This window comes from Sulfitobacter sp. M05 (assembly GCF_029285175.1).
Taxonomy (GTDB): domain Bacteria; phylum Pseudomonadota; class Alphaproteobacteria; order Rhodobacterales; family Rhodobacteraceae; genus Sulfitobacter.
Window position 1 is genome coordinate 1,317,003 of sequence record NZ_JABEDH010000001.1, and the last position, 13,787, is coordinate 1,330,789.

The following is a 13,787-nucleotide window of genomic DNA, read 5'->3' on the forward strand; positions in this document are numbered from 1 at the left end:
GCTGCACAATGCTCTGAAATACTTAACTATAAATTAAGAATGTTCTTCAGCTGCTGTCGCCGCCAAAGCGCGGTTGTAAGCCTTCAGCGCATCCACATGAAAGACCGCCCCCAACAGCTGTGGCGGGGCGTTCACAGACAGGGTCACCACCGGAATGAACCGCGCACCGCTGGTTTCAAACATCGGCATCGCCGCCTCTAGGGTCGCGGCCCCATCAATATAGGTGCCCGCATCGATCAACGCCCAGCATTCCGCCTCGTCTGCGGCCTTGGGGTCATCTGGCCGGCGCATGATCCGCGCCACCATGAACATCGCCAGCAGATAGGCCTGCGGTCCAGCGGCAAGGTGGATGCCGCGCCGTTCGATCTGGGTGAGGAAGAAACTACGGTCCACAATACGGCTTGCCAGTGCTGTGGACATGCTGACTGCCACCATCACAGCCAATCCAGTTTGCCAATCCCCGGTCATTTCAAACACAATCAGTGTGGTCGAAATCGGTGCCCCCAGCACGGCGGCAGCCACCGCCCCCATACCCGCCAGCGCATATAGCGACGAAGAGCCCGAGACATCGGGAAACACACCGGTTGCGATCAGTCCAAACCCCAGTCCCGTCAACGCGCCGATCATCAGAGAGGGCGAAAACACCCCGCCTCCCATACGCCCGCCCAAAGTGATGGCCACCGCCGTCACCTTGAGAATGGCAAAGACGATCACCTCGTGCAGCATCAACTCTCCGGTCAGGGCCAGAGACATGGTTTCATACCCGACCCCGATGATATGCGGGAACCACAGGGCAAGCACGCCCAGCATTGCCCCTGCCACGGTCGGACGCAGCCACCGCGGCCAGCCGGTACGGGTTTGCACCGCATTGCCCAGCTCTTCTGCCCAGAAAATACTGCGCATCAACGCCACGGCAACCAGACCACAGGTCAGGCCCAGCAGCAAAAAGGCGGGCAATTCCACATAGAATTGCAAATCTCCATAGGTCGGCAGGACAAATTCGGTCACACCGCCGAACTCGATCCGGTTGATCACAGTGCCCGCAACAGAGGCGATGACAATCGGCGCAAAAGCATGTACCGCAAAATGCCGCAACACCACTTCAAGCGCGAACAAAGCCCCCGCGATCGGCGCGTTGAAAGAGGCCGAAACCCCCGCCGCAACAGCACATCCCAGCAAATCCCTGCCAGTGATGCCATCCGCATTGATCTTGTCACTGACCCAAGTCGAAATCACACCGACGATATGCACAACCGGCCCTTCGCGCCCCGATGATCCACCGGTAGAAAGGGTGATCAATGAGGCAAAGGCCGATGCAACACCCGCTTTGGTTTCGACCCGCCCGTCGTGCATCGCAGCACCTAGAATAACATCCCCAACCGAGCGCGCCCGCGCATCATTGGTAAAGTGGTGCAGGATCAGCCCCACCACCAAACCGCCGACCGTAGGGATCAATATGACCCAATACCATTCCAGCCCGCTGATAAATGTATGGAGTTTTTCAACTTCGTCAGTGCCATATAGCGCCGCCTGCAAGCCGTTAATGCTTTTGCGGAACAACAACGCCGCAAAGCCCGCAGCGATACCGATCAGCAGAGCAATAAACCAGAATGTGATCTTGCCCGGCCCCCGATGGCGGATCACATGCCACCCCGATTTTAGGGAGGTCGCGGCCATGCCGAGTTGCTGCGCAATAAAGGCGGGCTTGCTCATCTTATGCCCGCCCCTGTGCCATCAGCCAGCCAGCAAAGCCTCTGCCGCCGCGCGGGCCGCATCGGTGATCGTATCACCGGCCAGCATCCGTGCCACCTCGTCCACCCGTTCGGGCGCGGACAGTGGCACCACATTCGATGTGGTTACCCCTTTGCTCACCGCCTTTTCCACCCGCCAGTGATGTGCCCCAAGGGCCGCCACCTGCGGGCTATGGGTGACGACCAGGACCTGACCATCCTGCGCCAGCGCCGACAAACGCCGCCCGACGGCATCTGCGGTTGCCCCGCCGACACCGCGGTCGATTTCGTCAAATATCATCGTCAAACCGGTCTGGTTTCGTGTCAGGCAAACCTTCAAGGCCAGCAGGAACCGGCTTAATTCGCCGCCCGAGGCAATCTTGCCCAGTGGACCGGCAGGCGCGCCCGGATTGGTCGCCACGGTAAAGCTGACCGCGTCACGCCCGTCCGGCCCATCCGGTTCATCCGTGATCTGCGTCTCAAAGACCGCCCGTTCCATCTTCAACGGGGCCAGCTCTGCCGACACCGCCTTGTCCAGCTTGCCTGCCGCTTTGCGCCGCGCATTTGTCAGGGCGGTGGCGGCGTCATCATAGGCGGATTGCGCCGCGCGCACCGCCTGATCAAACCCCGCCTTGGCAGCCTCGCCCGCGTCCAGCGCCTCAAGCTTGCGGCGCAGGGTTGTGGCAAAACCGGCCAGTTCATCCGCCTGAACATCATGTTTGCGCGCCATGGCGCGGATCGCGAACAAGCGCTCTTCGGTTTCTTCCAGCTCCAGCGGATTGAACGACATCTGATCCATCGCCCCGGCCACACCCGACATTGCCTCGTCCAGCTCGACCATGGCACGGCCCAACGCGGCCATCGGCGCTTCCAATACCCCTTCAGCCTGGGCTGCGGCCCCATCAAGCCAGCGCATTGCGTCGCCCAAATTGCGCTCTGCCCCGCCTTGGCCCATCATCTCATAGGCATTGATCACATCTGCGCGGATTTTTTCAGCGCCCTGCATCTTGCGACGGGCAATGTCCAATTCCTCCTCTTCACCTTCTTGCGGGCTCAACTTGTCCAGCTCGGCCACTGAATGACGCAGGAATTCTTCTTCGGCCTTGATGGCCTCGCGCTCTGCTGCGGCATCAGCTGCCGCTTTGCGCGCTGCGCCCAAAACAGTCCACGCCTTGCGTACCTTGCTGCGCGCTGTCGCTGTGCCGGCAAAGTCATCCAGAATTGCGCGATGGCCGCGCTGGTTCAACAGACCGCGATCATCATGCTGGCCGTGTAACTCAACCAAGGTTTCCGACAGGGCCCGCAATACATCCCCCGAACACCGCCGGTCGTTGACCCAGGCCGTCTTACGTCCCTCGGCAGTGTTGATGCGGCGCAGGATCAGCTCGTCGCCATCCGGCAACCCCGCCTCTTGCAATACGCCATGTGCCGGATGCCCCTCTGGCAAATCAAACCACGCGGTAACTTCACCCTGCGCCGCGCCTTGGCGCACCAGATCGGCACGGCCGCGCCAGCCCAGAACAAAACCCAGCGAATCCAAAAGGATAGACTTTCCCGCGCCGGTTTCGCCGGTCAACACGTTGAGACCCGATTGAAAGCTTAACTCCAACCGGTCAATGATCAACATGTCGGAAATATCAAGTCCGCGCAGCATGTGCTTTTCCCGTAGGGTGGGTGAAACCCACCGTTCCTACAACCACTCGCCTTTGATCGTCTGGCGATACACGGCACCCAGCCAATTGTCCTTGAAGAACGCAGGTTCAAGACCACGACCCGTCAACAATTTATAGCTGTCTTCATACCATTCAGTAGACCGGAAATTATGCCCCAGAATGGCCCCTGCCGTCTGCGCCTCTTGGGTCAGACCCAGCGACAGATAGGATTCGACCAACCGGTGCAGCGCCTCGGCGGTATGGGTGGTTGTCTGGAAATCCTCGACCACAACACGGAACCGATTGATCGCAGCCGTGTAATGATCACGTTTCAGGTAGTAGCGCCCGATTTCCATTTCCTTGCCCGCAAGATGATCAAACGCCAGATCAAACTTGAGAATCGAGGATTTGGCATATTCACTGTCGGGGTAGTTTTCGATCACTTCCCGCAAAGACTGCAACGCCTGGAAAGTCAGCCCCTGATCACGGCCCACTTCGTCAATCTGGTCATAATAGCTAAGCGCCAGCAGATACTGCGCATAGGCAGCATCATCATCGTCGGGATAGAAATCTATAAAGCGCTGCGCCGCAGAGCGGCTGTTGGGATAATCCTGATCACGGTGATATGAGAAGGCCTGCATGATCAGCGCACGCCGCGCCCAATCAGAATAGGGATATAGCCGCTCAATTTCGGAGAAATAGAATGCCGCCTCGCCCGCCTGCTTGCGGTTCAGCTCGTATTCGCCCCGTTCAAAAATCTGTTCCGCGGAATAGGTTTCAAGCGGAATCTCCTGCGGGTTGAGTAAACTGCCGCCAACCAGTCCGGCGTTTCGGCTGCCACCACAGGCTGTCAGGCTGGCTGCAACAAGCATTGCACCGATCACCTTCTTGGTGGATCTCGTCCTGCTCATGCCTGAACCTCTTGCATCTTCACACCCATGGTCTTTGCAACCGTTATTGACCACTTGCTAGCACATTAATCTGTGATGCAAAATGCCGATTGCACCACAACCGGCACCGACATTAACAATTCATTATGATCACGCCCTAAAAGGGCAGCACCGGTCAAGAAATACATCTGGAAATAAGGAGTTTCAAGGGCCGCGACACCGCGTCAGCGGGTTCAGGCAACCTGCGGGATTTCATCCCAAACCAGGCCATAGCCCGGCAAACGCTGCACCATCGCCGCATCACATTCAACCATGCGCACTGCGCCGGGCGTCGCGAACAGCTTGCGCAGCAGGGTGTTGGTCAGGGAATGCCCTGCCCGGGTACCGGTATAATGCCCCAACAGTGGCGCGCCGGCCAATGCCAGATCCCCAAGTGCGTCCAGCATCTTGTGACGCACAGGCTCGTCCGCATGGCGCAGACCGCCGGGGCTGACGACGTGATCGCCGTCAAAAACCACTGCGTTTTCACCAGAATCGCCGCCAAGAGCCAGACCATTGGCCTGCATCGCCACCACATCCGCCTGCCGGCAGAAGGTCCGGCTGTCACAAAGCTCGCGGGCAAAAGAACCATTGTTCATCACCAGCGATTTCTGCTGTTTGCCAATCGCTGCATCGGTGAAATCAATCTCGAAATCAATCCGCAACGTGTCCGAGGGGGCCAGCATCGCCGTCGCGTCACCTTCGGTCACAGTGACTGTCTGCAACACTTCGAATGCCATCACGGGCGCGGCCAGAACCCGGATACCACGTTGCATAAAGCCACGCACAAACGGAATCGCAGAGCCATCGAGAATCGGCACTTCGGGACCGTCAATGTCGATCAGAGCGTTATGGATACCACAACCGGCAAGCGCAGCCATCAGATGTTCGACCGTGGACACGGAAAGACCCGCAGCATTCTCCAGCTTGGTGCAGAGCGGCGAGCGGTTCACCGCATCCCAGCGCGCAGGCACCAAACGATCACCAACAGAAACATCGCTGCGCGAAAACCAGATACCGTGATGCACCCCCGCCGGACGGATCGTCACGGTTGCCGGGGTGCCTGAATGCAGGCCTTTGCCTGTAAAACTGATCGCTGATTTGATGGTTGTTTGCACGCCGTCTCACTCTCGGATCATGGATCGATATCTAAGTTGTTAATGCAGATAGGCTGCACCGGCCAAATCCTCAACTCAATCTTTGTAACGGACTGAAACATGCCTGTAACAAATGGGCGCAAACGCGCCTGCCCTACCTTAAAACCCTGATACAAAACGAAAAAGGGCCGCCCAAAGGCGACCCCAATTTCACAATTTCAAGCTGTTTAATTCGCCTGACGGCGCAGGAATGCAGGAATTTCAATCCGTTCCTGATCTGGATCCTGCTCTTGCGCGGGCTGCGGTGCAGCGGCCACGCGGGGCTGTTGCTGCTGGACTGGAGGCTGCTGGCGTGTAGGGCGCGGCGCCGCTTCGCCGTCAGCATGACCAGTCATGCGGTTGATCAAGGAGTTAATGCCAAACCGTGGCTTATCGCCCCCTGCCTGACCACCCGCCGGTGCGGCTGCTACCGGACGCTGTTGCTGTTGTTGCTGCTGCTCAGGGTTCGCTTTCTGAGCCGCCGCGCGCAGACGTGCCAGCGCTTCGGGGGATGGGGTGCCGGGTGCCGGCGCACGGGGTGCGACATAGGCTTCGGGTTCGGCTTCCAGTTCATCCTCAAACCGTGGTTCGAATGCGGCAACCTGTGGCTGATAGGCAGGTGGCGGCAAATCATCCGCCGCAGCCCCTTCGTCCTCGAACAGGTCTTCGGCCTGCTCTTGCGCGGCAACGCGCTGAACATCGCGGTCTTCAAACAGGGTTGTCTGCTCTTCTGCGACTTCCGTTACCGCAGCAACGGTCGCGGCTGGCGCAACTTCAGCGGCCTCTTCCACACGGGTCTGCTGACGCAGGGGCTGGCTCATGGAGCGGCGCGGCACCGGCATTTCAGTATTCACGTCAGTTGCATCAATACCTGTGGCCACAACGGAAACCCGCATCATGCCGCCCAATTTGTCGTCCATGGTGGAACCGACAATAATGTTGGCTTCTGGATCGACTTCTTCGCGGATGCGGTTTGCCGCTTCGTCCAGTTCGAACAAGGTCAGGTCGTCGCCACCGGTGATGTTGATCAACACGCCTTTTGCACCGCGCAGGCTGATTTCGTCCAACAGCGGGTTTGCAATGGCCTTTTCGGCGGCCTGAATGGCGCGATCTTCGCCCTCGGCTTCGCCCGTGCCCATCATCGCCTTGCCCATCTCGTCCATCACGGCACGCACGTCCGCAAAGTCGAGGTTGATCAGGCCTGGACGGACCATCAGATCGGTCACGCCCTTTACACCCTGATACAGCACATCGTCTGCAAGGCTGAAGGCTTCGGTAAAGGTGGTTTTTTCATTTGCCAGACGGAACAGGTTCTGGTTCGGAATAATGATCAGTGTGTCGACAACCTTTTGCAGGGCTTCAACACCGTCCTCAGCCTGACGCATACGCTTGGCGCCCTCAAACTGAAACGGCTTGGTCACAACACCGACTGTCAGCACACCCAATTCGCGGGCCGCCTGCGCGATGATTGGCGCGGCACCTGTACCGGTGCCCCCGCCCATACCGGCAGTGATAAAGCACATATGCGCGCCAGCGAGGTGATCCACAATCTGCTCGATGGACTCTTCAGCGGCGGCAGCCCCAACAGAGGCACGCGCCCCCGCACCCAGACCTTCGGTAACCTTGATGCCCAATTGCACGCGGTTTTCAGATTTGGCCTGCTGAAGCGCCTGCGCATCGGTGTTCGCCACGACGAAATCAACACCGTCCAGCTCTTTTTCGATCATGTTGTTGACCGCGTTACCGCCTGCACCACCAACACCGAAAACAGTGATACGGGGTTTGAGGTCTTCTTGACCGGGCATCGAAAGGTTGAGTGTCATGTGCTGTCCGCCTGTTTATTTAGCCCACGTCCCACGGGCACTTTTCTTGGTAGATTCAGGTAATATTAGCGACAGTATTCACCAAGGTCACGCAAAAACCGCGAAAACGACACAAAATACAGCAATAAAATAAGCGTTTTCACGCAAGATTTCGCCTATTCGCGCAAATCTTGCGGTACAACACCACCCGACCACAAGACAGCAGGTATCTCGCACCAAATACAAGGTACGCAATCATCTCAATACAACTGTACGTGGTCCTGCTCGACCCGCCCGCCTGAATTTTATCGGCCTTATCTTGGCCACGGCGTTGCCTCATCTAATACAGGGTCTGAAAATGCTTGTCACGGGGGAACAACAGGAAATTTTTACGGCATGTACATGGCAATTGACGGGATTTTCCTGAATTTTGGGAATTCGCGCTCATGACACGCACAGAATCACACAACTCCGCGAAGATTCCGCATAATTCCTTTCACACGTGAAGTAATTGCGACATTCGCGCGTGGCCCATCTGATAAACGATAAGCATCAATCATAAAGAGTGGACCCCATGAGCCAGCAAATATACGTCTATCAATCCATCGCCCGCGCCACCCATGAACACGGGGTGCAAACCATGTTCGGGCTGATGGGGGATGCAAACCTGTTCATGGTCGACAGCTTTGTTCGTGAGAGCGGCGGGCGGTTTGTTCCAGCCGCCCACGAGGGCAGCTCTATCCTGATGGCGCTGGCCTATGCGCATGTCTCTGGCAAGGTTGGTGTCGCCACAGTGACCCATGGCCCTGCCCTCACCAACTGCATGACGGCCCTGACCGAAGCGGCCCGCGGCCATGTTCCGCTGGTGGTGCTGGCCGGCGACACGCCCGTGGAAAACCCGCGCCACTTGCAAGGCATCGACCAACGCGAGCTGGCCAAGGCCACAGGTGCCGGGTTCGAACAATTACGCACCCCCGCCACAGTCGGCAAGGACGTTGCCCGCGCGTTTTACCGCGCCCAGGTAGAGCGCCGCCCGATTGTTCTGAACATGCCAGCCGATTACATGCTGCAAGAATGCACCCACGACATGCAGGTTCTCAGTGTCTTTACCGCCCCCGGCGGGGTCGCTCAGGGGGATATCCTTGATGATGCCATTGGCATGATTGCGTCCGCCCGCCGGCCGCTGATCCTTGCCGGTGCTGGCGCGGTTGGGGCCCGTGAACAGCTGATCAAGCTGGCCGACCGACTGGAAGCGCCGCTTGCGACCACGCTCAAGGCGAAAGGGCTGTTCAATGAACACCCCTATAACATTGACATCTTCGGCACGTTGTCGACCCCGGCAGCCTATGATCTGATTGCGAAATCCGATTGTATCGTTTGCTTTGGCACCGCGCTGCATGATTTTACCACTGACCGCGGCAAATTGATGAAAGACAAGCGCATCGTCCAGATCGACGTGGAGCCTGAAGCCATTGGTGGGGGCCTGCACCCTGACGCCGCCCTCGTCGCCGATGCCGGGTTGACCGCGGAAACCATCCTGTACTGGCTGGACGAGGCGGATTTGCCGGCCAGCGGTTTCACCCGCGAACTGGATGTTGCCACCCTGACAACCCACCCGACAGGGCCGGCGAAATCCGGGCCGGGGTTTGTCAACTTTGTCCATGCGCTGGAGCGTCTCGAAGAGGCCCTGCCGCAAGACCGCGTCGTGGTCACGGATGGGGGCCGTTTCATGACCGAAGTTTGGTGCCGTATCTCATCCCGTGATCCACAGAGCTTTGTCCCCACGGTGAACTTTGGGTCCATCGGTCTGGGCTTGCAGGAAGCTGTGGGGGCCGGACTGGCCGCGCCAGACCGTCCTGTGGTGCTGTTCAGCGGGGATGGCGGCTTTATGATGGGGGGCATCAACGAGTTTAACACCGCTGTGCGTCTGGGGCTTGATCTGATCGTTATTGTGGCGAATGATTCCGCTTATGGCGCGGAACATATCCAGTTCATCGACCGTAAAATGGATCCCAGCCTGACTGAGTTTAACTGGCCATCTTTTGCCGGCATCGCAAAATCGCTGGGCGGTGACGGGGTCGAAGTGCATTCCGCCGAAGAGCTTGAGACGGCATTGGACGCCCTGCACACCCGCAAGGGGCCCTTCCTGATCGAGTTGCGCCTTGATCCCAACGACGTGCCGCGTATGAGAATCTAGAGCGTCCCGCCTTGAACATGAATCGCTTGTGCGCTGCCCCTCCCTTTGGTCGAACGCGAAAAGCGGCATCTGATGGCTCAGGTTAAAGGCGGGGCCCATTAATGCAACTGGACAAACAACCGCCCGCCCCTGTGACATTTCGGGGCGGGCAAACCCGCGTTACCAGTTGTCTTTGAACCACTTCACGGCACGTTTAAGTGACCGCGAAGGGTACTTATCTGCCGGGATGTCAAAGTCCCACCATTCATCCTGTGGATGGGCGGCAAACAGGGACAGACCAACCGCAGAGGCAAAGCTGGGTCCGGTCGCGGCCTGTGGCAACCCATGCACCCGCAAAGGCCGGCCCAGACGCACCTGCTGTCCCAAAATCTTGCTGGCCAGACCGTCCAGTCCGGGGATCTGACTGCCGCCACCGGTCAGCACGATTTGCTGGCTCGGAAGATGATCAAAACCCGCCGCATCCAGACGCACCCGTACCTCTTCCAAAATTTCCTCGACGCGAGGGCGCATGATGCCAATCAACTCGGCGCGGGACGCGGTGCGCCGGTCGTGTTCATAGTCTCCGGTGTCGCCCCCGATTTCGATCATCTCGCGGTCGTCCATACCGGTGGCATGGACCCCGCCGTAAAAGGTTTTGATCCGCTCGGCGTTCGCCGTCGGCACTTGCAGGCCCAGCGAAATATCCTGTGTCACGTGATCGCCGCCCATGCGCACCGTGTCAGCGTAAATCATGTGTTTCTTGATAAAGATCGACACGCCGGTGGCACCGCCGCCCATGTCGATACAGGCCGCGCCAAGCTCCTGTTCGTCCTCAACCAAAGCCGAGATACCCGATGCATAGGCAGAAGAAGCAATGCCCGCCAGTTCCAGATCACAACGTTTGATACAATGCGCGAGGTGTTGAACAGCGGCAGCGTCGACAGTCAGCATATGCATATCAACCGATAACATCTGCCCCAACTGGCCCCGCGGGTCGCTTAGGCCCGACCGGTGATCCAGTGCAAAGTTCACCGGCTGGGCGTGCAACACCTCGCGGCCTTCGCCGTACTCCGGCACATCGCATTCCGCCAGCACCCGCGCAACATCATCTTCGCTGACGGTTTCGCCATCCAGATCAATCTGAGCATCCAACCCATAAGAGCGTGGTTCGGCCCCTGAGAAACAGGCAATCACGTGATCCACACGGATGCCGGCCATTTTCTGTGCCGCTTGCAGGGCCGTGCGAATGGCCCGTTCGGTTTCGTTCATCGCCTCGATTTCGCCGAACCTGACGCCGCGCGACCGGGTTGTCGCCGCACCGATGACGCGAAACCCGGACTGGCCGGCAAGGGATCCGATCGTGCCCTCATCGTTCAGCGTATCACCGCCATCAAAGCGCAACACCAAACAGGCTATCTTGGAACTGCCCACATCCAAAATCGCCACTACGCCACGCTGCATGGCAAGCTTGCGCATGTGGCGCATAGACCGCTGGCTTTCATATAGATCGTTCATCATTGCACTGCCTTCACTGCCCGGCTCTTTTCCGAACCATTATTTCGTCTTGGCCTGCCACCAAGCCTCGTTTGCGTCGGGGTTCATCCTTATGGTCGGACGTTCACCCTGCCGCATATCCACAATTGCCACATCGCGGGTCAGCACCTCTTGGGCGCGTTCAAGCGCGATCACCCGTTCAAGCGCCGGAAGCGGCTGCTCTTCTGGCAACATGACACGTTGGCCACGGTCCAGAACCACGTCCCACCGCCGATCCCCCATGCGGACAACACCACGCACCCTTTCCCGCAGGGCCGCAGCCGTGCGCAGCAATTCCAAAGCTTGCGGCACATGATTTTGCGCCCCGTCCCCTGCAATCAACGGCAGATCGGGATGGGCAGCACGCGCGGCGACTTCCGCCACATGGGCTCCGGCCTCGTCAACCAGCGCCAACCCGGCGTCATTGCGCCAAACCGCAACCGGCACCCGGCGCGTCACGTCAACATGCAGGATACCTCCGGGCTTGATCCGCACATTCGCCGTACGCACCCCCGGCAACGCAGTGATTTCGCGACGCAAATCTGTCAGGTCCAGATCAAACGAACTTTGTGGGAATTCCAGCGGCATGGTGTCACGTATCTCAGCGGCCAAGGTGCCTTCGGCCCCGTCAATCGCCATCAGATTGACCATAAACTCCGGACGTTCTTCGATGCTGGTGCGGGCATCGGCAACCGCTTGGGCGATGGCCCCGCGCCGACCGTCATCCGCCAGATAGATCGTGCCCACCATCAAGGTCAGGCAAAACGGCACCCCTGCCCGCAAAGCCAGCCGAAACCCCGGCGTCAGCATCAGGCGCTGCATCCGCCATGCCCAGCGTGAGGGCGCGGGATCGGCTTTCTGGGCCCGCTTCTCGAAGGTCAACGGCCACATGTGGCATCCTCCACCATCCAGGCGCATAATTCCGGAAAGGAAATACCAACCGCTTGCGCCTGTTCGGGGCTAAGCGAGGTGGCTGTCATGCCGGGTTGGGTGTTTGTTTCCAGCAACACAAGCCCAGAAGCGCCCTTGCTTTCGTCCCAACGGAAATCCGTCCGGCTGACACCGCGACACCCCAAAGCGCGGTGCGCTGTCAGGGCGTATTCCATGCAGAGATCAAAAATTTCCTGTGGGATGTCCGCCGGCACAATATGGCTTGAACCGCCCTCTTGGTACTTTGCATCATAGTCGTACCAGCCGGTTGTGATGATATCGGTGACCGTCAGGGCGCGCTCGCCCATCACGGTTGTTGTCATCTCGCGACCCGGCGCAAAGGCCTCAACCATCACCTCCTCGGGCATATCAGCGTCCAGCTGTGGCGGCCCGTTCGCTGCCTCCTGCACCAGATAAACCCCGACAGAGGACCCTTCGTTGTTCGGCTTGACCACATAGGGCGGTGCCATCACATGCCCTGCCCGCACATCCGCAGACGGGGCAATCACGCTGTCGACAACTGGCAAACCGTGGGCGCGATACACATCTTTGCTGCGCTGCTTGTCCATCGCCAGCGCCGAAGCCAGCACACCGGAATGGGTGTACGGAATGCCCATCCACTCCAGCAGCCCCTGCACGCAGCCATCCTCCCCCCAACGCCCATGCAGGCAATTGAGGACAACGTCCGGCTTGATTTCTGTCAGGACAGCACAGAGATCGTGGCCCGCATCGACCTCGATCACCTCATATCCACCATGTTCCCGCAGTGCGGCCGCGCAGGCGTTGCCCGTGCTTAACGACACCTCGCGCTCAGCCGAGGGGCCACCCATAATTACCGCCACTATCGGGTTTCGTCTGCTCGACTTACCCACTTTAGCTGCCTTTTACCCGGACCTTTTGCGGCCCTTATTCTTTGTCTTTGCCGGTTTCCGGCTTGGTTCTATACGCCTGGTTCAACCTCGGAAGAGCCTTCAAATTCACCAATGCGCATGATTTCCCATACTAGCCTTATCCCGCTGGTATCGTAAACCTTTTTTCGCACCTCTTCACCGAGGTTTTCGAGGTCTGCGGCGCTGGCGCCACCGGTATTTATCAGAAAATTCGAGTGTTTGGGCGACATCTGTGCGCCGCCCACTGTTGCCCCGCGCATACCCGCATCATCAATGACCTTCCAGGCTTTCAGGTCATGCACATCGTCCGCCTGACCGGTCGATGAGAAGCCTGCCGGATTGCGAAAGGTGCTGCCCGCGCTGCGATCTTTGGTTGGTTGGGTTTCGTCGCGTTTGCGCAATTGCTCTTCCATGCGCGTGTGCAACTCTGCCGGATCTCCCTTGGGCGGGGCAAATGTCGCCGAAACGATAATCGCCCCATCGGCCAAGTCACTCTGGCGATACCGAAAATTAAGATCATCAGCGGTAAGGGTCACCAGCGACCCGTCGCGCAAAACAGCCTGCGCCGACACAAAACAATCCGCCGTATAGCTGCCGTAACAGCCTGCATTCATCCGCACAGCCCCGCCGATACTGCCGGGAATGGTGCGCAGGAAGGTCAGGTCCAGCCCCGCATCCGCAGCCTTGCGGGCCACATGAGCGTCCAGCGCCGCCGCCCCGGCAATTACAAGCTTGCCGTCGGTCTCGATGCTGTTGAACCCGCGTCCAAGACGCACCACGACAGCATGTAATCCGCCATCACGCACAATCAGATTACTGCCGACCCCCATGGGGAAAACTGCCACATCATCCGGCAAATCGCGCAAAAAATCGCGCAAATCATCCAGATCGGCCGGTTGCAGCAGATAATCCGCAGGCCCGCCGACACGCAGCCATGTCAGATCACCTAAGCTACGCTGCGCTGTGAGTTTGCCGCGCGGTGTCGGCATATTGCTGCTTGTCATGGGCT

General features: G+C 58.8%; 10 protein-coding genes. 1 reads left to right on the plus strand and 9 read right to left on the minus strand.

Going from position 1 to position 13,787, the window contains the following annotated elements:
- Positions 1 to 33: 33 nt before the first annotated feature.
- The 5 genes from HKX44_RS06610 to ftsZ form a co-directional block, all read right to left on the minus strand.
- On the minus strand, positions 34 to 1,713 hold the full coding sequence (locus HKX44_RS06610) for a chloride channel protein (RefSeq protein ID WP_276150483.1): 1,680 nt from the start codon (positions 1,711 to 1,713) through the stop codon (positions 34 to 36).
- 21 nt (positions 1,714 to 1,734) lie between these two features.
- The gene (recN, locus tag HKX44_RS06615) at positions 1,735 to 3,384 is read right to left on the minus strand and encodes a DNA repair protein RecN (protein ID WP_276150484.1); all 1,650 of its coding nucleotides are present in this window, start codon (positions 3,382 to 3,384) and stop codon (positions 1,735 to 1,737) included.
- Between the two features lie 36 nt (positions 3,385 to 3,420).
- Positions 3,421 to 4,293 carry an outer membrane protein assembly factor BamD gene (locus HKX44_RS06620; protein WP_276150485.1) on the minus strand — a complete coding sequence of 291 codons (873 nt, stop codon included), beginning with the start codon at positions 4,291 to 4,293 and terminating at the stop codon, positions 3,421 to 3,423.
- 212 nt (positions 4,294 to 4,505) lie between these two features.
- A complete protein-coding gene (gene lpxC, locus HKX44_RS06625) occupies positions 4,506 to 5,429 on the minus strand; it encodes a UDP-3-O-acyl-N-acetylglucosamine deacetylase (protein ID WP_276150486.1) in 924 nt (307 codons plus the stop codon).
- A gap of 206 nt (positions 5,430 to 5,635) precedes the next feature.
- Positions 5,636 to 7,270 carry a cell division protein FtsZ gene (gene ftsZ / locus HKX44_RS06630; RefSeq protein WP_276150487.1) on the minus strand — a complete coding sequence of 545 codons (1,635 nt, stop codon included), beginning with the start codon at positions 7,268 to 7,270 and terminating at the stop codon, positions 5,636 to 5,638.
- A gap of 553 nt (positions 7,271 to 7,823) precedes the next feature.
- On the opposite strand from ftsZ, the gene HKX44_RS06635 reads away from it, so the two are divergent.
- On the plus strand, positions 7,824 to 9,446 hold the full coding sequence (locus HKX44_RS06635) for a thiamine pyrophosphate-binding protein (protein WP_276150488.1): 1,623 nt from the start codon (positions 7,824 to 7,826) through the stop codon (positions 9,444 to 9,446).
- A 159-nt stretch (positions 9,447 to 9,605) separates the two neighbouring features.
- Here the strand turns inward: HKX44_RS06635 and ftsA are convergent, their stop codons facing one another.
- The 4 genes from ftsA to murB all read right to left on the minus strand — a co-directional run bounded on the left by ftsA (position 9,606) and on the right by murB (position 13,782).
- A complete protein-coding gene (gene ftsA / locus HKX44_RS06640; RefSeq protein WP_276150489.1) occupies positions 9,606 to 10,940 on the minus strand; it encodes a cell division protein FtsA in 1,335 nt (444 codons plus the stop codon).
- Positions 10,941 to 10,979: 39 nt separating this feature from the next.
- A complete protein-coding gene (locus tag HKX44_RS06645; RefSeq protein WP_276150490.1) occupies positions 10,980 to 11,849 on the minus strand; it encodes a cell division protein FtsQ/DivIB in 870 nt (289 codons plus the stop codon).
- The gene (locus HKX44_RS06650; protein WP_276150491.1) at positions 11,837 to 12,718 is read right to left on the minus strand and encodes a D-alanine--D-alanine ligase; all 882 of its coding nucleotides are present in this window, start codon (positions 12,716 to 12,718) and stop codon (positions 11,837 to 11,839) included. The genes HKX44_RS06645 and HKX44_RS06650 overlap by 13 nt, the downstream gene beginning before the upstream one ends.
- 110 nt (positions 12,719 to 12,828) lie before the next feature.
- Positions 12,829 to 13,782: a UDP-N-acetylmuramate dehydrogenase gene (gene murB, locus HKX44_RS06655; RefSeq protein WP_276150492.1), complete on the minus strand. Its 954-nt coding sequence runs from the start codon at positions 13,780 to 13,782 to the stop codon at positions 12,829 to 12,831.
- Between the last annotated feature and the right edge of the window lie 5 nt (positions 13,783 to 13,787).

Bases quoted from the DNA above. Each gene is read 5' to 3' on its own strand.
- HKX44_RS06610 (WP_276150483.1), bottom strand. From the start codon at position 1,713: ATGAGCAAGCCCGCCTTTATTGCGCAGCAACTCGGCATGGCCGCGACC.
- recN (WP_276150484.1), bottom strand. From the start codon at position 3,384: ATGCTGCGCGGACTTGATATTTCCGACATGTTGATCATTGACCGGTTG.
- HKX44_RS06620 (WP_276150485.1), bottom strand. From the start codon at position 4,293: ATGAGCAGGACGAGATCCACCAAGAAGGTGATCGGTGCAATGCTTGTT.
- ftsZ (WP_276150487.1), bottom strand. From the start codon at position 7,270: ATGACACTCAACCTTTCGATGCCCGGTCAAGAAGACCTCAAACCCCGT.
- HKX44_RS06635 (WP_276150488.1), top strand. From the start codon at position 7,824: ATGAGCCAGCAAATATACGTCTATCAATCCATCGCCCGCGCCACCCAT.
- ftsA (WP_276150489.1), bottom strand. From the start codon at position 10,940: ATGAACGATCTATATGAAAGCCAGCGGTCTATGCGCCACATGCGCAAG.
- HKX44_RS06645 (WP_276150490.1), bottom strand. From the start codon at position 11,849: ATGTGGCCGTTGACCTTCGAGAAGCGGGCCCAGAAAGCCGATCCCGCG.
- HKX44_RS06650 (WP_276150491.1), bottom strand. From the start codon at position 12,718: ATGGGTGGCCCCTCGGCTGAGCGCGAGGTGTCGTTAAGCACGGGCAAC.
- murB (WP_276150492.1), bottom strand. From the start codon at position 13,782: ATGACAAGCAGCAATATGCCGACACCGCGCGGCAAACTCACAGCGCAG.